The sequence below is a fragment of the Cupriavidus sp. 22TCCZM04-2 genome (assembly GCF_057798895.1).
In genome coordinates, this window is sequence record NZ_JBYOJS010000001.1 from 711105 (window position 1) to 729749 (window position 18645).

Consider the following 18645-nt stretch of genomic DNA (forward strand, 5'->3'; position numbering starts at 1 on the left):
GATTATGCGCCACCGCGACAGTGCCGGCCACGGGATAACCCTGAAGCCGTACTCAGGCGGGCAGGACCAGCTTCATCATGTTGGAGGCCAGCTCCCTGGCCAGCACGTCGGGGTCCATGCGGCCCGGTTGATGCCAGGTGTACATGAAGCCGATCACGCTGCCGATCGAATGCGCCGTGACGCGTGCATCGCCGAACGCGAATACGCCCTCGCGCTTGCCTTCTTCGAGCAGCGTGTAGAGGTCCCGATAAAACTCGCGCGCCATGCTGTCGAGCCAGGCCACCGTCTCGGGCTTGAGGTACTGGTTGTCGCGGAAACTCAGCGTGGCGGCGACATGGCACGACACGCAGCGCCGCGCCATTTCGAGCAGGCAGGCATTCAGCCGTTCGCGGACCGGCAACGACGGATCGGCCGTCTCGCGGATCACCGGCAGGCAGGTCTGTGCCGATTCGCGGCACAGGATGTCGAAGATCTCGTACTTGTCCGTGAAATAGTAGTAGACCGCCGGCTTGGTCACGCCCAGCGAGCGACAGAGGTCGTTCATGGTCATGCCGGGGTAGCCCTTGGTGTAGAAGAGCTGCGCCGCCGCGTCCAGGATCTGGCGGCGACGGGCTTCCTGGCGCTCGGCGATATGCGGGCGGGCCGGCGCGTCTTCGGCCGCCGCTACGGGTTTCGGTGCAATTGACATGTTTCAATTCTCGCACGGCGCCAAGGCCGTGCCATCCCTCCAAACCCCGGGGTCCGACACCTGCGGTCAGGCGCACCTGATCTTCCCGGTCTTCCATGGCGTCCCGCTGGTACTGCTGGCGCGCTGGGACGCGCAGACTTTCATGGCCACCGTGCAGCACTATCGGATCACCAATGCGTCGATGCTCGTCGACAGCGCGGTCGAGGCGATTGGACCACCCGCGCGTCGTCGACTATGACCTGCGCTCGCTGCGCCACGTCGGCGTGTCGTCCTTCGTCAAGAAGCTGAACCTCGAGCGCTGCGCCGACCTCGCCTGCCACCCCACCCGCGGCCGCGTCGCTGGGCATGCCGAGCGTGGCGGTTCACAACGGACGGGCGACTGGCCGGCACAGCGCCCGCTCAGTGGTCGGAACGGACGTCGCCGGGGGCACGCTCCTCGGCGTTCAGCGTGCCGGTGTTCACGGCCGGCGGCGCCAGCTTGCGCAAGGCCTCGTGGCGCTTGTCCGGCGGCAGGTCGCCGATGCGGGCCGCCTCGGCATAGAAACGCGTCCAGTCGCCGCCCACGCTATCGAGCAGCGCCGTGAATGCGGGCACCCATTGCTGGTACGTGGCCACGGCGGCGAGTTGCGCGTTGGTCAGCGGCTGGTCGAACCAGCGGTCGTAGCCGCTGTAGCCGCCCCACTCCACGCGCAGCCTGGCGTACTGGCTGCGCAGGCTGTCGAAGATCTCGGCCTTGCCCTGGCGCTTGGCTTCGTCGCTGGCATTCGAGCGGTACAAGGCATCGAGCCGGTCGCGCGTGTCCAGCAGCAGCGAGCGGAACTGGCGGCGCCGGCTGTCGTACAGCCGATAGCTGGCACGCGCATCGTCCGACGCGTCGTCGTGCAGCCAGTGCCCCACGCCGGCGATTTCCACCGCGGTCGCGAAGGATTCGTTGAACGCCGTGTCGTTGCGCACATAGACGACCTGGTGCGCGAGTTCATGGAAGATCATGCGGGCCAGTTCGCCTTCGGGCAGGTAGACGAAGGTGTTCAGCAGCGGATCATCGAAATATCCCAGCGTGGAATACGCCGGAATGCCGGCCACGTAGGCTTCCAGGCCTTCGCGGCGCAAGCCGGCGGCATAGTGCTCGGCATCGCCCTGTGCGTAGTAGCCGCGATAGCTGATGCAGCCGACGATCGGAAAACACCACTGGTGCAGCGACATCGACAGCTCGGGCGTGGCGAACACGCTCCAGACCACGTAGGGACGGTGCAGGTTGGCGTAGCGGCGATAGCTGCCGTTGTCGGGCAGCTTCAGCTCGCGCGAGGCGTAGTCGCGGATGCGGCGCGCCAGCGCCAGGCGCTGGGCCAGGCGCGCGTCATTTGAGGCCTGCGCGCCGGCGATCGCCTCATCGAGCGACTGCGCCTGCGCCATCACGCCAAGGTGGCCGCCGATGGACTGGTAGTAGTAGCCGACCGTATCGCAGCCGGCCACCGCCAGCGCGAGCCCTGCCGCGACCAGGATGCCCGCCGCGCGCAGGCGGCCCCGCTTCCAGTCCATCACCGGATCACGAGACCGCGGCCACCGCCTAGCTGGCTTCGTGGCACGCTTCGACCTCGACCAGGCAGTCATAGAACACCGGCGCGCGGCCCAGGTCGGTCAGCCGCTGGCTGGTCAGCTCGTTGGCGTTCTTGCCGTCGGGCGCCAGCTTCTTCCACCAGATCGACAACCCCACCACCAGGCCGCGCCGTGCACGGTCGGTCACGCGCGCCCGCGCCAGCATGCTGCCGCGGTCATTGAAGGCGCGCACGCGGGCCCCGTTGACGATGCCGCGCGCGGCGGCATCGTCGGGATGGATGTCCAGGTGCGGCTCGCCCTCGGTCGCGCGCAGGCTGTCGATGTTGACGAAGGTGCTGTTCAGGAAATTGCGCGCGGGCGGGGAAATCATCGCCAGCGGATACCTGCCGGCCAGATCGGGCGCGGAAGACGGTGCCTCGTACGGCGCCACGTAGTCGGGCAGCGGATCGAGCCCCGCGCTGCGCATGGCCTCGGAATAGAACTCGCACTTGCCCGAGTCGGTCGGGAACCCCCCATGCGCGAACGGCGCCGCCGACAGCGACAGCTTCTGCCAGCCTTGCGCCTTCAGCGATTCCCACGTAATGCCCTGCGCACGGGCGTCGCCGGGGACGATGGCCTGCGCGGCAATCTGTTCATCGCTGTCCGCAAAGCATGGATCGTCGAACCCCATGCGCTGCGCCAGCCGGCGGAAGATCTCGGTGTTCGGCAGCGCCTGCCCCATCGGCTCGATGGCGGCGTTGTTCGCCAGGAAGTAGGTATGCCCGTAGGCCTTGTGCACGTCCACGTGCTCGAGCTGCGTGGTCGCGGGCAGCAGGATGTCGGCATAGTCGGCCGTATCGGTGCGGAACTGCTCGAGCACCACCGTGAACAGGTCTTCGCGCGCGAAGCCTGCGGCCACCTTGCTCGATTGCGGCGCCACCGCCACCGGGTTGCTGTTGTAGACCACCAGCGCCTCGAGGCGCGGATGACCAGGGCTACCCGCGTCGAGCAGCGCATCGCCGATCGTGCTCATGTTCACGGTGCGCGGCAGGCGCGGTCCGGGTAGCAAGTCTGGCCGCTGCAGTGCGCGCTCGTTGATCGGGAAGAACCCCGAGGTCGACAGCTGCAGCCCGCCCGCCGGATGGCGCCACGCGCCCACCAGCGACGGCAGGCACGCCACCGCGCGCACCGCTTGTCCGCCGCCGTGCACCCGCTGCATGCCGTAGTTCAGTCGAATGGCCACCGGCTTGCGCTCGCGCACGGCCAGCGTGCCGTAGAGGCCGGCCAGCCATTCGATGTCTTCCACCGCAATGCCGCAGATCTGCGCGGCACGGGCCGGCGCATAGGCCTGCGCGCGCTCGCGCAGCGCGTCGAAGCCCAGCGTGTGCTGCGCGATGTAGTCGTGGTCGAGCAGGCCATCGCGGATCAGCACGTGCATGATGGCCAGCGCCAGCGCGCCATCGGTGCCCGGCATCGGCGCGATGTGGCGGTGGCACTTCTCGGCGGTCAGCGAGCGGTACGGGTCGATCGCGACCAGCGTCGCGCCACGGCGCTTGGCTTCCTGAGCACGCGTCCAGAAATGCAGGTTCGAGGCGATCGGGTTGCCGCCCCAGATGATCACCAGCTTCGCGTCGACGACGTTTTCCATGTCCATGCCGACGCTCGCGCCATAGGTATAGCGCAGCGCCGTGGCCCCGGCGCTCGCGCAGATGGTGCGGTCCAGCAGCGAGGCGCCGAGCTTGTGAAAAAAGCGCGCCGCCATGCTTTCGCCCTGCACCAGTCCCATGGTGCCGGCGTAGCTGTATGGCACGATCGCCTGCGGGTCGCGTGCGGCAATGGCCTTGAGCCGCGTGGCCACCTCGTCCAGCGCCTCGTCCCAGGAAATCGGCTCGAACTTGCCTTCGCCCTTGCGACCGGCGCGGCGCATCGGCGTCAGCAGCCGGTCCGGGTGGTAAGTGCGCTCGGTGTAGCGCGACACCTTCGTGCACAGCACGCCCTGCGTGCCGGGGTGGTCCGGATCGCCGCTGACCTTGGTGGCGCGGCCGTCCTCGACCGTTACGAGCAAGGCACAGGTGTCGGGGCAGTCATGCGGACAGGCGGCGCGGACGATGCGGGAAGCCATGGAATCTCCGGGGCGGGGCGAGAAGTTGAAAGCCAGACTGGCGCTGGAATGTCGGTCGCGGCGATGGCCTTGAGGGGGTTGGCCCGATGCCTGTCGGCGCCGGAAGACCCGCGGCGGACGAGGCAGTTTCTGGATCGGATTGTATTCGATTATGATGCAGCGGCGCGTTCCGGTCCTGGCCGGAAATGTCCTGAGGGCCACCCATCGCCACGCAGTCGGAAACGGCTTGCGCAGGCATGTGGAGACCCCTGGGAGCCCGACGCCGGCGCAGACCGGCCCGGGTGGCGCATAGGTATCCAACCTGACTTTTAACGGGGTTCCATGTCCGATCTGAACGGGGTCAAGGCCAGGCATATCGCCGGCCTGCTGATGGCATGCGCCATTGGCTTTTGCGGCGCATCGGGCGCCGCCATTGCAGCGGAAGCAGGCGTGACGGCCGACACCATCGTGCTGGGCCAGTCGGCGGCGCTCAGCGGCCAGACCGCGGCACTCGGCAAGCAGATGGGCGCCGGCGCGCGCCTGTACTTCGAGTCCGTCAACCGCCAGGGCGGCATCTACGGCCGCCGCATCGCATTGCAAACGCTGGAGGACTACAACGAGCCCGAAACAGCGGCGGCCAACACGCGCAAGCTGATCGGCGAAAACCACGTCTTTGCCCTGTTCGGCTATGTGGGCACCGACAATGCGGAGGCATCGCTGCCGGTCGCGGCCCAGGCCGGCGTGCCGTTCTTCGCGCCCTACAGCGGCGCACAGTCGCTGCGCGATCCGCGCGCGCGCAACATCTTCCATGTCCGCGCCGGCTTCAACGAGGAAACCGCCGCCATCGTCCGCCAGATCCGCACCACCGGGCTCAAGCGCGTGGCCGTGGTCTACAACGACGACGCCTACGGCAAGGCCGGCCTGGAAGGGCTGGCGCGTGCGCTGCAGGCATCGCCGGACAGCAGCGTGCAGATCGTGGCGCGTGAAAACGTGGTGCGCAACACCGTCGAGATTGGCGATGCCATGCAGGGCACGATGAAGGCCCAGCCCGACGCAGTGGTGCTGATCAGTGCCTATCGCACCGCCGGGGCCTTCGTGAAGGAAGCACTGCGCCGCGGCTACACCGGCCAGTTCTACAACGTGTCCTATGTCGGCACGCAGGCGCTGGCGCGCGAACTCGGCCCGCAGGGCAGCGGCGTGATCATCTCGCAGGTCATGCCGCACCCGGGCAACGCCACGCTGCCGGTGGTGCGTGAATACCTGCGCCTGCTGCAGGCGACCGGCAAGCCGGATGAATTCGACTACGTCGGCATCGAGGGCTTCATCGCTGCCAAGGCGTTCACGGAGGGCCTGCGCCGCGCGGGCAAGGACCTGACGCGCGAACGGCTGGTGGCATCGCTGGAAGGCATGCGCAATGTCGACCTGGGCGGCTTCATCGTCAACTTCACGCCCGAAAACCACGTAGGGTCGAAGTTCGTGGAGATGACGATCATCAACTCGAAGGGGCAGGTGATTCGCTAAGGGTTGCGGAGCCTATGCCATGTCGTTCAGGTGGCACGCCGAGAGGCGCCCCGGAGCAATCTCCTTCAGCAATGGCTGCTCCGCCGTGCAGCGCGGCATCGCATGCGGACAGCGCGGATGGAAATGGCAGCCCGTGGGCGGATGCAGCGGCGAGGGAATCTCGCCGCGGATCGCCACATAGGTCTTCTTGCCGACTTCCAGCTTCGGCGCTTCCGCCAGCAATGCCTGCGTGTACGGATGGTTGGGGGCGGCGAAAACTTGCTCGGTCGGCGCCGACTCCACCACGCGGCCCAGGTACATGATCACCACGCGATCACTGATGTGCTTGACCACGCCGAGATCGTGGCTGATGAAGAGATAGGTCAGGTTCAGGTCCTGGCGCAGGCGCATGAACAGGTTCAGCACCTGGGCCTGGATCGATACATCGAGCGCCGCCACCGATTCGTCGCACACCAGGAATTCCGGCTTCACCGCCAGCGCGCGGGCAATGCCGATGCGCGCGCGCTGCCCGCCCGAGAACTGGTGCGGAAAGCGGCGCAACACGGTCGGGTCCATCCCCACGCGCACCAGCATGTCTTCCACGTAGGCCTTCTGCTCGCCCCGCGCAACCATGCCATGTACGACCGGCGCCTCGCCGACGATATCGATCACGCGCAAGCGCGGATTGAGCGACGCATACGGGTCCTGGAAGATCATCTGGATCGCGAGTTGTTTCTCGCGGCGCTTCTCCGGCGGCAAGTGGTCAAGGTTGGTGCCACGCCACAGCCGCTCACCTTCGGTCAGCGTGTGCAGGCCGACCGCCATGCGGCCCAGCGTGGACTTGCCACACCCGGACTCGCCGACGAGCCCCACCACCTCGCCCTCCCCGATGCTTAGGTCGACCCGGTCGACTGCGTGCACGACCTCTTCGCGAGCCCGCGCGCCGAACAGGTTGGCGATACGCGCCGCGGTATCCAGTGATTTGACGAAGCGCTTCGAAACGCCGCGCAGTGCCAGCAGCGGTGCCGGCGGCGTAGCCGGCTGCGATGGTCTGTCGGTCATGGCAGGGGTATCCAGGTCCGTTTCGCTCATGCGGCCTCCTGCCGGGACATCACCGGATGGAAGCATCGCAGCCGCCGGCCGTCGGCCGCGGTCTCCAGCAGTGGCTCGGTCTTGCAGATCTCGGTGGCATAGGGGCAGCGCTCGCGGAACGAGCAGCCGCCGGGCAGGTTCAGCAGCGACGGTGTCATGCCGGGGATCTGCTTCAGCGGCGCACCACGCGGGTTGCGCGACGGTGCCGAGCCGATCAGCCCGTGCGTATAGGGATGCTCCGGATGTTCCAGCACCTGGCGCACGTCTCCGGATTCGACGATCCTGCCGGCATACATCACGCACACTGAATCGGCCAGGCCCGCGACGACCGACAGGTCGTGGGTGATCCAGATCAGCGCCGTGCCCGATTCGCGGCATAGCGTCTGCATCTCGTAGAGGATCTGGCCCTGGATCGTCACGTCGAGCGCCGTGGTGGGTTCGTCGGCAATGATCAGGTCGGGCTTGTTCAGCAGCGCGATGGCAATCGCCACGCGCTGGCGCATGCCGCCGGAAAACTGGTGCGGATACGCCAGCAGCCGCTCGTCCGGCGACGGAATGCCCACGCGCGCGAGCGCATTGCGGGCGCGCTCGCGCGCGGCGGCCTTGCTGATCCGCTCGTGCGCCATCACCGCCTCGATCATCTGCGTATCGATGCGCAGGACCGGGTTCAGCGTCATCATCGGGTCCTGGAAGATCATGGCGATGCGGTTGCCGCGCACGTCGCGCTGCTGCGCGGGCGTGAGCGCGCGCAGGTCACGCGTGACGCCGTCGCGACTGGTCAGCGCGATGCGGCCGTCGACCACTTTGCCCGGCGGGTCGATCAGGCCCATGATCGAATAGCCCGTCATCGACTTGCCCGAGCCGGATTCGCCGACCAGGCCCATGATCTCGCCGCGGCCGACGGTGAACGACACGTCGTCCACGGCTTTGGCAATGCCGCCGCGCGTGAAGAACTGCGTCTTGAGGTGTTCCACTACCAGGGTTGGTTGTGCCATGTTGCACTCCCTTCCCTATTGCGTCTGCAGGCGCGGGTTCAGCACGTCGCGCAACTGGTCGGCCACCAGGTTCATGGCGACGATGGTCACGACGAGCGCGATACCCGGGAAAAAGCTGATCCAGTACTTGCCCGACAGCATGTACTGCTGGCCATTGGCGATCAGGGAGCCCAGCGAAGGCTCGGTGATCGGCACGCCCAGCCCCAGGAATGACAGCGTCGCCTCGAGCGTGATGGCCGATGCCACCTGCAGCGCCGCGATCACGATCAGCGGCGGCAGGCAGTTGGGCAGCAGGTGCCGGAACATGATGCGCCCCGGCGGCAGGCCCAGGCAGGTGGCGGCCTCGATATATTCCTTGCGGCGTTCCACCAGCGCCGCGCTGCGCGTGGTGCGCGCGTAGTAAGCCCACTGGACGGCGACCAGCGCGATCACGATATTGCCGATGCCGGGGCGCAGGAACGCCAGCAGGATCAGCGCCAGCAGGATCGGCGGAAATGAAAGCTGCAGGTCGGCCACGCGCATGATGAAAGCCTCGGTGCGTCCGCCCAGGAAGCCCGCAAGCAGGCCCAGCGTGGCGCCGAGCAACAGCGCGATGATCGTGCTGACCACGCCCACGCCGATGCTGATGCGCAGCCCGTACATGACCGCGGACAGGATGTCGCGACCCTGCTCGTCGGAGCCGAGCAGGAACGTCATGCCATTGCCGGCCTGCTCTCCGGGCGCGAGGCGCGCATCGAGCACGTCCAGCGTGGCCAGGTCATACGGGTTCTGCGGCGCCAGCCAAGGCGCGAAGAGGGCAATCAGGATGATGACGATCAGCGTGATCAGCCCCGCGACGGCAATCTTGCTGGACAGGAATTCGGCGGCGAAGCGGCGCAGCGGCGTCTGCTCGCGCGCGGTCTTCGCTTGGTCTGCGGTGGCGGCAGTCATGGTTCAGCCCTTGTTGTCGGCAATGCGCACGCGCGGATCGAGCATGCTGTAGACAATGTCCACCGCCAGGTTGATCAGGATGAACAGCGTCACGATCACCATCAGGTACGCGACGATCACGGGTCGGTCGAGCAGCTGGATCGAATCGATGATCAGCTTGCCCATGCCGGGCCAGGCGAAGATCGATTCGGTCACGATCGCGAACGCGATGATCGAGCCGAACTGCAGCGCAATCACGGTCACGATCGGGATCAGGATGTTCTTGAGCACGTGCACGCCGACGATGCGAGCGTTGGACAGGCCCTTGGCGCGCGCGAACTTCACGTAGTCCTGCAGCATGGCCTCCTGCGTGCCCGCGCGCGTCAGGCGGATCACCATCGCGATATTGAGCAGCGACAGCGTCACTGCCGGCAGGATCAGGTGGCGGATGCCATCGACGGTCAGGAAGCTCAGCGGGATGCCAAGCACGCGCACGGTCTCGCCGCGGCCGTTCGAGGGCAGCCAGCCGAGCTGCACGGCAAAGACCATGATCAGCATCAGGCCGACCCAGAAGGTGGGCAGTGAAAAGCCGAGGATCGACACCGTCATGATCGACTTGCCCGCGATGCCGTTGGGGCGCAGGCCGGCCCACAGGCCAAGCGGAATACCGAGCACGATGGCCAGCAGGATCGCGAACACGGCAAGCTCCATCGTTGCGGGCATGCGCTCGAAGATCAGCTTGAGCGCGGGCGTGCCGTGCGCGAACGAAGTGCCCAGGTTGCCGTGCAACGCATTCTGCAGGAAGACGAGATATTGCTCCCAGAGCGGCTTGTCGAGCCCGAGCGCGGCGATGGTGCGCCGGATATCTTCCTGGTCCGCCTGCGGATTGATCAGGAGGTCGACGGGATTGCCGATGGCAAAGACACCAAGGAAAACGAGCAGCGACATGATGAAGAGCACGACCACGCTCTGCATCAGCCGCCGGATGATAAAGACCAGCATGTCAGACCACTATCCTTTCGCACACCGTTGCAGGCCGCGCCCGTGCCTGGCGCAGCCTGCATGATGCGCGTTGCCGCGATGACTATCCGCAGGCGACCGGACGGCGCCGCTTATTGCGGCTTGAAGTTGTGCGCATAGGTACGTTCGTCGGTACGCGGTACATAGACGATGCCCTTCTGCGTGGCCCAGGTGGTCACCTGCTGGTGGATCGGGATGATACCGCCGTCGTGGATGGCGATGGCGGTGGCCTCCTGCAGAAGCTTGGAACGCTCGCCGTCATCGACGGTGGACAGCGCCTTCTCGAGCACGACGTCCATCTTCGGGTTGCAGTACTGGCCCCAGTTCGTCGTGCCGAAGCCCTTCTTGCTGTCCTCGCACGCCAGCAGCGCGCGCAGCGGCGAGCTGACTTCGCCGGTCTGGGCGCCCCAGCCAAGCAGACCGAACGACCATTCGTGCTTGATGCCCTTGGACGAATACGTGGCCATAGGCATGCCTTCCACCCTCGTCACGATACCGATGCGCGTGAGGTTTTGCGCGATGGTCTGGGCGATTTTCTCGTCGTTGACGTAGCGATTGTTGGGCGTGTGCAGCGTCACGCCGAAGCCGTTCGCGTAGCCGGCTTCCGCGAGCAGTTTCTTTGCGCCCTCCGGGTCGTACTTGACGGTCTTGAGGTTCGGGTTATAGCCGAACAGCGTGGGCGGCACGAGGTTGTTGGTCGGCTCGGACAGGCCCTCCATCAGCCGGTCCTTGATGCCCTGCCGGTTGATGGCCATGCTGATGGCATTGCGCACGCGCGCATCCTTCAGCGGGTTCTTGTCCATCGGCTGGCCGTCCTTCGTCGTGACGTAAGGCGACTTGTCGCGCTTGGCATCGAAGTACAGGTAGATCACGCGGTGCGAGATCTTCGAGAAGAACGACAGCTTGGGATCGCTGCGCACCTTCGGCAGATCCGGCGTCGGCACGTTCTCGATCGCCTGCACATCGCCGGACAGCAGCGCGGCCAGGCGCGTGGCGGGATTGGGAATGAAGCGCAGCGTCACCTTGTCCCAGGCGGGCTTCGGTCCCCAGTAATCATTGTTGCGCACCAGTTCGACCCGATCGTCGCGCGCGTAGCTGACGAACTTGAACGGGCCCGTGCCGACCATGCCCTTGCCTTGTGCAAAGTCATCCGAGCTGAGCCCCTGGGTCGCCTTCTTCTGCACGATGAAGATCGACGTCAGGTCGTTCAGCATCAGCGGATACGGCTGGTTGGTGGTCAGCTGAATGGTGTACTTGTCGATGATCTTCTTGTTGATGATCGCCTTGGTGTAGACGTCGAACTTGCCCGGGCTGTTCTGGATAGTGGCCGGGCGATCGAGCGACCAGGCAATGTCTTCGGTGGTCAGCTCGGAGCCGTCGTGGAACTTCACGCCCTGGCGGATCTTGAACTCCCACGTCAGGTTGTTGATCATCTTCCAGGACTCCGCCAGGCCGGGAATGATGCGGCTGTCGGGATCCATCTTGATCATCGAGTCGAAGACGTGCTCCGACACGTTGATGTTCGAGAACAGGTTGTAAAAGTGCGGATCCATCGAGGTTGGCGGCGAACTCATGGCCAGCTTGAGATCAGCGGCCTGCGCTGCGCCGGCCAGCGCAAGGCTCATGGCCCCGGCTACCGCGACAGCACCAAATGCCTTCTTGAATGTGCGAAGGGACATCGCGCAATTCTCCCAGGGACAAGTGAAGCAGACGTTAGGATCGGCAATGCGCGCGCGCAGCCATCCTCCAGGGAAGCTGCATTCTGGTGCGGTCGGGCATCAGGTGACGACGGTATTGCCGGCCGGGCACTTCAAGCATGAACTGTTCCAGCAGCCAACGAAACCGGGCATTGGGGGAAACCCACCCACCTGTATTGCACTGCGCCATTGCGATGCCGTCCTTGCGCGTCACGCGGGGCGCGAACCGGCGCGCTTTGGCGCTTTCGGTGCGGGCATCGTATGATCGGGGGTATCCAACCGCCAGCCGCACCGGCTCCTGCACCATGAAGCTCATCCCTGAAATCCTGCAGGCGCAAGCCGAAATCCGCACGATCCGACGCGACATCCACGCGCATCCCGAGCTGTGCTTCGAGGAACAGCGCACCGCCGACGTGGTCGCGCGCACGCTGGAATCCTGGGGCATCGAAGTCCACCGTGGACTGGGAAAGACCGGCCTCGTCGGCGTGATCCGCCAGGGCAACGGCCAGCGCAGCATCGGCCTGCGCGCCGACATGGATGCGCTGCCGCTGCAGGAGGCCAACACCTTCGGCCACCGCTCGCAGCATGACGGCCGCATGCATGCCTGCGGCCACGATGGCCATACGGCGATGCTGCTCGGCGCGGCGCGCTATCTGGCCGAGCACCGCAACTTCGATGGCACGGTCAACCTGATCTTCCAGCCGGCCGAGGAAGGCGGCGGCGGGGCGCGCGAGATGATCAAGGACGGCCTGTTCGAGCGGTTCCCTTGCGATGCCGTATTCGGGATGCACAACTGGCCCGGCATGCCGGTCGGCGCCTTCGGCACCCGCGCCGGTCCGTTGATGGCATCGAGCAACGAATTCCGCATCGTCGTGCGCGGCAAGGGCGCGCATGCGGCCATGCCGAACAACGGCAATGATCCCGTGTTCACCGCCGCGCAGATCGTGTCGGCGCTGCAAGGCATCATCACGCGCAACAAGCGGCCGATCGACACGGCGGTGATTTCCGTCACGCAGTTCCATGCCGGCGATGCAACCAACATCGTGCCGGACCAGGCCTGGATTGGGGGCACCGTACGCACCTTTACCTTGCCGGTGCTCGACCTGATCGAGCGGCGCTTGGGGGAAGTCTCGCGGGCAGTGGCGGCGGCCTTCGACTGCTCGGTCGAATACGAATTCCACCGCAACTATCCGCCGACCATCAACAGTGCGGCGGAAGCCGAATTTGCAGCCGGCGTGGCCGCCGCGCTGGTTGGCCCCGAAAGCGTCGATGCCGACGTCGAGCCGACGATGGGCGCGGAGGATTTCTCCTTCATGCTGCAGGAGAAACCGGGCTGCTATCTGTTCATTGGCAATGGCGACGGCGCGCACCGCGAATCGGGCCACGGCATGGGGCCGTGCATGCTGCACAACCCCAGCTATGACTTCAACGACGAGCTGCTACCCGTCGGGGCGACCTTCTTTGTCAGGCTGGTGGAAAAATGGCTGGCACCGGCCTGAGCGAGCACGACAGCCATGGCGCGCATCGCACTCGATCGAAATACGGCGGAGGGTTTTGCCCGGGTGGCGCTGGAGAATGTCGGGCGCCGCTATCCGTACAAGTTGGAGCACATGATGACAGGGCCTGGGGAGCCACTCGACCCCGGCGTCCTGCATCCAGTGTTCTGTGGCAGTTATGACTGGCACTCCAGCGTGCATATGCACTGGATGCTGGTCCGCCTGCTGTCGATCTGGCCCGACCTTGACCAGGCATCGCGGATCAGGACTACGCTGGACCGTCAGTTTCGGCCCGAGGCAATGGAAGCAGAGCTGGCGTACTTCCAGCGGCCGGCGTCGCGCACGTTCGAACGGCCCTATGGCTGGGCCTGGCTGCTGCGGTTGCAGGGAGAGCTGCAGTCCGCCGGCGCGCACGATGCGCAGGCGGCCCGATGGGCCGAATGCTGTGCGCCGCTGGCACGGCATCTGGCGCAGCAGCTTGTCGACTATCTCGATGTGGCGGATTTCCCGGTCCGTACCGGCACGCACTTCAACAGCGCGTTTGCGCTGATCATGGCGCTCTATTATGCGCGCACGGACCAGCATCACGCGCTGCGCCGGGCCATTGTCCGGCGCGCGCATCGCTGGTTTGGCCACGATCAGCGCTACCCTGCCCGCTATGAACCTGGCGGTGATGAATTCCTCTCGGGCGGGTTGACGGAGGCTGTGCTGATGCACGCCGTTATGGACGGATGCGCCTTTGCCGAATGGTGGGAGCTGTTCGCCCCGCCGCGCACGGAGCTGGCGAACTGGCTGACACCCGTGGCGGTCGCCGATCGCACCGACCCGAAGATGACGCACCTCGACGGTCTCAACCTGTCACGGGCGTGGTGCTGGCGCATGCTTGAGCCAGCCTTGCCCGAGGACTTGCGGCCGCTGGCGATACGCGCCTGGTCGGACCATATCGAAGCCTCGCTGCCGCAGGCCTTTGGTGGCGGCTATGTCGCGACGCACTGGCTTGCGTCGTTCGCGGTGCTGGCGCTCAGCGAACCGGTTGGCGGCCCATGACCATCTAGTCCAGCGCGATATCGCCGTACCAGGACTCGGCCTTGCTGCGGGTGTTGTCGGTATCGGTCATGATGCCGACGGCAATGACCCGGCCGGGGTCCGTGCCAAAGGCCTTGCGGTAGTCGGCGCGCAGGTCGCGCTCGTGACAACGCCATTCATTGGCGTGCTTCGTGCCGCTATCCACGACGATCATGCGGACACGATCGGTATGGGGATTAGGCAGGACCGAGCCCTCGGGGCGCTTGCCGCCCCAGATATACATCAGCGTTGCGTACGGCATTTCACGGCCCGTCGTCAGACGCGCCATTTCGTACATGAGCTGATCCTTCAGTGACAGGCTGCTCCTGTCGCCGTCGAACGCGACAAACAGCCGCAGCGGAGAATCTTCGCGATTGCCCTGGCCGTTGTCCGCGTTGCGGATGATGCCGTTGGTTTTCCAGGTCCAGCGCACCATGCCGGCATCACGTTCGCGCAAGGGCACGTAGAGGCCGGAAGCGGAACTGTCCGCTTGGGCGTGGACGACGACGCGTTGATCCACTTCGGCCAGCGTATAGCGTGTCGGGATCTTATTGCGGTTGATTGTCCAGGGTTGCCAGCCGACTGGGAGGCGGTTCTGCAGGGGTGCAGCGGAAAACCTTGGGAGGCTCGCCAGAAGCGGAGGGGGCGCGGCATCGCCATCATCGCCGGCTTCCGCCTCGACCGCTTGCTCGTTTGCGGCAGTCATTGCATCGGCCACCGGCACATCGGCAGGGCCTTTTGCGTCCACCGCGGCGCGTGCCGCGAAGACCTTGCAATCGATGGAGGAAGCGGCCGCCATCGATGCGGGGTCTGGAGGCGGACTGACCTGCGTCGATGCGCATCCCGCCAACGTCAGCGCGACCGCCACGCCAGTCAATACAAGCCGATACGTCCTGGCCGCCATGTGACCCCCTGCTTCCGGAAATCCGCCCGCACTGCTGCTTTGCAGCGGGCCTTTGTATTACGTACTGCTTGCCGCGTTTTGCGCGCGGCAGACTGCTTCATCCCGGTTAGCCCCGGACTTGGGATGGACGTTATCAGAAGCGGTGCACGCCCGTAATACTCCGGTACCCTCAATCGCAGGCAAACAACAGCCGGAAACGATCAGAGGTTGGCGGGATCGTGCTTATGGCACCGGCCGCCAAAGCAAAAACCCCTCGCAGCACATGCTGTCGAGGGGTTTTGCGTTGTAAGAGCCTGGCGATGACCTACTTTCACACGGGTAATCCGCACTATCATCGGCGCGGAGTCGTTTCACGGACCTGTTCGGGATGGGAAGGGGTGGTTCCAACTCGCTATGGTCACCAGGCATAAGGGGTTGTGAGGCTGACGCGGTCAACCTCACCAATTCGGGATGTAGTTCTGTAGTCTTGGGTTGTGCTTGTCAACGCACGGCACAGGCGATTCTCTCACCAGGCTAAAACACACTGGTTATAGGATCAAGCCTTACGGGCAATTAGTACTGGTTAGCTTAACGCATTACTGCGCTTCCACACCCAGCCTATCAACGTCCTGGTCTCGAACGACCCTTCAAGGCGGTCAAGCCGCCAGGGAATCCTCATCTTCAGGCGAGTTTCCCGCTTAGATGCTTTCAGCGGTTATCTCTTCCGTACATAGCTACCCTGCGATGCCTCTGGCGAGACAACAGGTACACCAGCGGTACGTCCACTCCGGTCCTCTCGTACTAGGAGCAGCCCCCGTCAAGATTCCAACGCCCACGGCAGATAGGGACCAAACTGTCTCACGACGTTTTAAACCCAGCTCACGTACCTCTTTAAATGGCGAACAGCCATACCCTTGGGACCGGCTACAGCCCCAGGATGAGATGAGCCGACATCGAGGTGCCAAACACCGCCGTCGATATGAACTCTTGGGCGGTATCAGCCTGTTATCCCCAGAGTACCTTTTATCCGTTGAGCGATGGCCCTTCCATTCAGAACCACCGGATCACTATGTCCTGCTTTCGCACCTGCTCGACTTGTCGGTCTCGCAGTTAAGCACGCTTTTGCCATTGCACTTTAGGTACGATGTCCGACCGTACCAAGCGTACCTTCGAACTCCTCCGTTACACTTTGGGAGGAGACCGCCCCAGTCAAACTGCCTACCATGCACTGTCCCCGACCCGGATTCACGGGCCAAGGTTAGAACCTCAAACAAACCAGGGTGGTATTTCAAGGACGGCTCCACGTAGACTAGCGTCCACGCTTCAAAGCCTCCCACCTATCCTACACAGATCGGTTCAAAGTCCAATGCAAAGCTACAGTAAAGGTTCATGGGGTCTTTCCGTCTAGCCGCGGGGAGATTGCATCATCACAAACACTTCAACTTCGCTGAGTCTCGGGAGGAGACAGTGTGGCCATCGTTACGCCATTCGTGCAGGTCGGAACTTACCCGACAAGGAATTTCGCTACCTTAGGACCGTTATAGTTACGGCCGCCGTTTACCGGGACTTCAATCAAGAGCTTGCACCCCATCATTTAATCTTCCGGCACCGGGCAGGCGTCACACCCTATACGTCCACTTTCGTGTTTGCAGAGTGCTGTGTTTTTATTAAACAGTCGCAGCCACCATTTTATTGCAACCCCTTCACCCTTCTGGCGCAGGCCAGTCAAGCTACCAGGGCGTACCTTATCCCGAAGTTACGGTACCAATTTGCCGAGTTCCTTCTCCCGAGTTCTCTCAAGCGCCTTAGAATACTCATCTCGCCCACCTGTGTCGGTTTGCGGTACGGTCTCGTATGACTGAAGCTTAGAGGCTTTTCTTGGAACCACTTCCAATTGCTTCGCAGCACTAGGCCGCTCGCCCCATAGCCTTGAATTACGCGCCCGGATTTGCCTAAGCGCCTTCTCCACTACAGGGACCGGGACTTCCAACACCCGGACAACCTTCCGCGATCCGTCCCCCCATCGCATCATACGACGGTGCAGGAATATTAACCTGCTTCCCATCAGCTACGCATCTCTGCCTCGCCTTAGGGGCCGACTCACCCTACGCCGATGAACGTTGCGTAGGAAACCTTGGGCTTACGGCGAGGGGGCCTTTCACCCCCTTTATCGCTACTCATGTCAGCATTCGCACTTCCGATACCTCCAGCATCCTTTACAAGACACCTTCACAGGCTTACGGAACGCTCTCCTACCACGCACATTGCTGTGCGTCCGCAGCTTCGGTATATAGCTTAGCCCCGTTACATCTTCCGCGCAGGACGACTCGATCAGTGAGCTATTACGCTTTCTTTAAAGGGTGGCTGCTTCTAAGCCAACCTCCTGACTGTTTTAGCCTTCCCACTTCGTTTCCCACTTAGCTATATTTGGGGACCTTAGCTGGCGGTCTGGGTTGTTTCCCTCTTGACACCGGACGTTAGCACCCGATGTCTGTCTCCCGTGATTGCACTCTTCGGTATTCGGAGTTTGCTATGGCGGGGTAATCAGCAATAGACCCCCCAACCATGACAGTGCTCTACCCCCGAAGGTGAGACACGAGGCACTACCTAAATAGTTTTCGGAGAGAACCAGCTATTTCCAGATTTGTTTAGCCTTTCACCCCTATCCACAGCTCATCCCCTAACTTTTCAACGTTAGTGGGTTCGGTCCTCCAGTACGTGTTACCGCACCTTCAACCTGGCCATGGATAGATCATCTGGTTTCGGGTCTACACCCAGCGACTGAACGCCCTGTTCGGACTCGCTTTCGCTACGCCTGCCCTAATCGGTTAAGCTTGCCACTGAATGTAAGTCGCTGACCCATTATACAAAAGGTACGCCGTCACCCGTTTCCAGGCTCCGACTGTTTGTATGCATGCGGTTTCAGGATCTATTTCACTCCCCTCCCGGGGTTCTTTTCGCCTTTCCCTCACGGTACTGGTTCACTATCGGTCGATCACGAGTATTTAGCCTTGGAGGATGGTCCCCCCATCTTCAGACAGGATTTCACGTGTCCCGCCCTACTTGTCGTACACCTAGTTCCACAACGCTGTTTTCGCATACAGGGCTATCACCTGCTATGGCCGGGCTTTCCATCCCGTTTTGCTAACAACACTGCTAAAGAGTACAAGGCTCTTCCCATTTCGTTCGCCACTACTCTGGGAATCTCGGTTGATTTCTGTTCCTGCAGCTACTTAGATGTTTCAGTTCGCCGCGTTCGCTTCCCTGGCCTATGTATTCAGCCAGGGATGACCCATTCGGGCCGGGTTTCCCCATTCGGACATCTCCGGATCAAAGCTTGTTTGCCAGCTCCCCGAAGCTTTTCGCAGGCTACCGCGTCCTTCATCGCCTGTGATCGCCAAGGCATCCACCACATGCACTTGTTCGCTTGACCCTATAACGAGTGTGTCTCAGTGAGACCCTTCGCTACAGGTGAGTTCTCGCATTTGTGCCGTATTCCAAGTCATCTTTCGATCACTTAAATACATTTTGGTTGATACAATCACAACCCGGTATCGCGTTGGTTACTGCAGCGTCTCATCAACGCTCGCGCGACACCTTTACTACATCCCATATTGTTAAAGAACAGCCGATTCGCAGGGCAGACCCGCGATCGCTTGGCAA

General features: G+C 63.5%; 14 protein-coding genes and 2 rRNA genes. 4 read left to right on the forward strand and 12 right to left on the reverse strand.

Translation table 11 applies throughout. From position 1 onward, the window contains the following. Nucleotides 1-52: 52 nt before the first annotated feature. Complete coding sequence (locus AC3FKG_RS03260) at nt 53-688, reverse strand: TetR/AcrR family transcriptional regulator (RefSeq protein WP_483709444.1); 636 nt, start codon at nt 686-688, stop codon at nt 53-55. Between AC3FKG_RS03260 and AC3FKG_RS03265 the strand changes: the two genes are divergently transcribed. Continuing rightward, complete coding sequence (locus tag AC3FKG_RS03265) at nt 687-926, forward strand: hypothetical protein (RefSeq protein ID WP_488742398.1); 240 nt, start codon at nt 687-689, stop codon at nt 924-926. The genes AC3FKG_RS03260 and AC3FKG_RS03265 overlap by 2 nt on opposite strands. A 161-nt stretch (nt 927-1087) precedes the next feature. Here AC3FKG_RS03265 and AC3FKG_RS03270 read toward each other — a convergent pair whose 3' ends face one another. Both AC3FKG_RS03270 and AC3FKG_RS03275 read right to left on the reverse strand, forming a co-directional pair. Further along, the gene (locus AC3FKG_RS03270) at nt 1088-2227 is read right to left on the reverse strand and encodes an aminopeptidase (RefSeq protein WP_483709447.1); all 1140 of its coding nucleotides are present in this window, start codon (nt 2225-2227) and stop codon (nt 1088-1090) included. A 28-nt stretch (nt 2228-2255) separates the two neighbouring features. Further along, nucleotides 2256-4346, reverse strand: coding sequence for a molybdopterin-containing oxidoreductase family protein (locus tag AC3FKG_RS03275; RefSeq protein ID WP_488742399.1), 2091 nt, complete (start codon nt 4344-4346; stop codon nt 2256-2258). Between the two features lie 321 nt (nt 4347-4667). On the opposite strand from AC3FKG_RS03275, the gene AC3FKG_RS03280 reads away from it, so the two are divergent. Next, entirely contained in the window at nt 4668-5846 is a 1179-nt protein-coding gene (locus tag AC3FKG_RS03280) for an ABC transporter substrate-binding protein (protein ID WP_488742400.1), read from the forward strand. Between the two features lie 12 nt (nt 5847-5858). Here AC3FKG_RS03280 and AC3FKG_RS03285 read toward each other — a convergent pair whose 3' ends face one another. The 6 genes from AC3FKG_RS03285 to AC3FKG_RS03310 all read right to left on the reverse strand — a co-directional run bounded on the left by AC3FKG_RS03285 (nt 5859) and on the right by AC3FKG_RS03310 (nt 11854). Beyond that, complete coding sequence (locus AC3FKG_RS03285; RefSeq protein ID WP_483709451.1) at nt 5859-6917, reverse strand: ABC transporter ATP-binding protein; 1059 nt, start codon at nt 6915-6917, stop codon at nt 5859-5861. Beyond that, the gene (locus tag AC3FKG_RS03290) at nt 6914-7912 is read right to left on the reverse strand and encodes an ABC transporter ATP-binding protein (protein ID WP_483709452.1); all 999 of its coding nucleotides are present in this window, start codon (nt 7910-7912) and stop codon (nt 6914-6916) included. Before AC3FKG_RS03290 ends, AC3FKG_RS03285 begins: the two co-directional genes overlap by 4 nt. Before the next feature lie 15 nt (nt 7913-7927). Further along, on the reverse strand, nt 7928-8842 hold the full coding sequence (locus tag AC3FKG_RS03295) for an ABC transporter permease (RefSeq protein WP_488742401.1): 915 nt from the start codon (nt 8840-8842) through the stop codon (nt 7928-7930). A gap of 3 nt (nt 8843-8845) precedes the next feature. Continuing rightward, nucleotides 8846-9823, reverse strand: a complete 978-nt coding sequence (locus AC3FKG_RS03300) for an ABC transporter permease (RefSeq protein ID WP_488742402.1) — start codon at nt 9821-9823, stop codon at nt 8846-8848. A 110-nt stretch (nt 9824-9933) separates the two neighbouring features. Beyond that, a complete protein-coding gene (locus AC3FKG_RS03305) occupies nt 9934-11520 on the reverse strand; it encodes an ABC transporter substrate-binding protein (RefSeq protein ID WP_483709456.1) in 1587 nt (528 codons plus the stop codon). A gap of 34 nt (nt 11521-11554) precedes the next feature. Continuing rightward, entirely contained in the window at nt 11555-11854 is a 300-nt protein-coding gene (locus AC3FKG_RS03310; protein ID WP_483709458.1) for a hypothetical protein, read from the reverse strand. On the opposite strand from AC3FKG_RS03310, the gene AC3FKG_RS03315 reads away from it, so the two are divergent. Together AC3FKG_RS03315 and AC3FKG_RS03320 are read left to right on the forward strand one after the other, a co-directional pair. Then, complete coding sequence (locus tag AC3FKG_RS03315) at nt 11844-13037, forward strand: M20 aminoacylase family protein (protein ID WP_483709459.1); 1194 nt, start codon at nt 11844-11846, stop codon at nt 13035-13037. The genes AC3FKG_RS03310 and AC3FKG_RS03315 overlap by 11 nt on opposite strands. A gap of 15 nt (nt 13038-13052) precedes the next feature. Continuing rightward, entirely contained in the window at nt 13053-14081 is a 1029-nt protein-coding gene (locus AC3FKG_RS03320) for a DUF2891 domain-containing protein (protein ID WP_488742403.1), read from the forward strand. Between the two features lie 4 nt (nt 14082-14085). Here the strand turns inward: AC3FKG_RS03320 and AC3FKG_RS03325 are convergent, their stop codons facing one another. The 3 genes from AC3FKG_RS03325 to AC3FKG_RS03335 form a co-directional block, all read right to left on the reverse strand. Continuing rightward, nucleotides 14086-15003: a DUF3047 domain-containing protein gene (locus tag AC3FKG_RS03325; protein WP_483709462.1), complete on the reverse strand. Its 918-nt coding sequence runs from the start codon at nt 15001-15003 to the stop codon at nt 14086-14088. Nucleotides 15004-15294: 291 nt separating this feature from the next. Further along, nucleotides 15295-15408 (reverse strand): 5S ribosomal RNA (gene rrf / locus AC3FKG_RS03330). Nucleotides 15409-15534: 126 nt separating this feature from the next. Beyond that, nucleotides 15535-18415: ribosomal RNA gene (locus AC3FKG_RS03335) — 23S ribosomal RNA — on the reverse strand. Between the last annotated feature and the right edge of the window lie 230 nt (nt 18416-18645).

What these genes read in the sequence shown, in the direction of transcription:
- AC3FKG_RS03285 (WP_483709451.1), bottom strand. Translation starts at nt 6,917, where the DNA reads ATGAGCGAAACGGACCTGGATACCCCTGCCATGACCGACAGACCATCG.
- AC3FKG_RS03295 (WP_488742401.1), bottom strand. Translation starts at nt 8,842, where the DNA reads ATGACTGCCGCCACCGCAGACCAAGCGAAGACCGCGCGCGAGCAGACG.
- AC3FKG_RS03260 (WP_483709444.1), bottom strand. Translation starts at nt 688, where the DNA reads ATGTCAATTGCACCGAAACCCGTAGCGGCGGCCGAAGACGCGCCGGCC.
- AC3FKG_RS03270 (WP_483709447.1), bottom strand. Translation starts at nt 2,227, where the DNA reads ATGGACTGGAAGCGGGGCCGCCTGCGCGCGGCGGGCATCCTGGTCGCG.
- AC3FKG_RS03300 (WP_488742402.1), bottom strand. Translation starts at nt 9,823, where the DNA reads ATGCTGGTCTTTATCATCCGGCGGCTGATGCAGAGCGTGGTCGTGCTC.
- AC3FKG_RS03305 (WP_483709456.1), bottom strand. Translation starts at nt 11,520, where the DNA reads ATGTCCCTTCGCACATTCAAGAAGGCATTTGGTGCTGTCGCGGTAGCC.
- AC3FKG_RS03275 (WP_488742399.1), bottom strand. Translation starts at nt 4,346, where the DNA reads ATGGCTTCCCGCATCGTCCGCGCCGCCTGTCCGCATGACTGCCCCGAC.
- AC3FKG_RS03280 (WP_488742400.1), top strand. Translation starts at nt 4,668, where the DNA reads ATGTCCGATCTGAACGGGGTCAAGGCCAGGCATATCGCCGGCCTGCTG.
- AC3FKG_RS03290 (WP_483709452.1), bottom strand. Translation starts at nt 7,912, where the DNA reads ATGGCACAACCAACCCTGGTAGTGGAACACCTCAAGACGCAGTTCTTC.
- AC3FKG_RS03315 (WP_483709459.1), top strand. Translation starts at nt 11,844, where the DNA reads ATGAAGCTCATCCCTGAAATCCTGCAGGCGCAAGCCGAAATCCGCACG.
- AC3FKG_RS03325 (WP_483709462.1), bottom strand. Translation starts at nt 15,003, where the DNA reads ATGGCGGCCAGGACGTATCGGCTTGTATTGACTGGCGTGGCGGTCGCG.
- AC3FKG_RS03320 (WP_488742403.1), top strand. Translation starts at nt 13,053, where the DNA reads ATGGCGCGCATCGCACTCGATCGAAATACGGCGGAGGGTTTTGCCCGG.
- AC3FKG_RS03310 (WP_483709458.1), bottom strand. Translation starts at nt 11,854, where the DNA reads ATGAGCTTCATGGTGCAGGAGCCGGTGCGGCTGGCGGTTGGATACCCC.
- AC3FKG_RS03265 (WP_488742398.1), top strand. Translation starts at nt 687, where the DNA reads ATGTTTCAATTCTCGCACGGCGCCAAGGCCGTGCCATCCCTCCAAACC.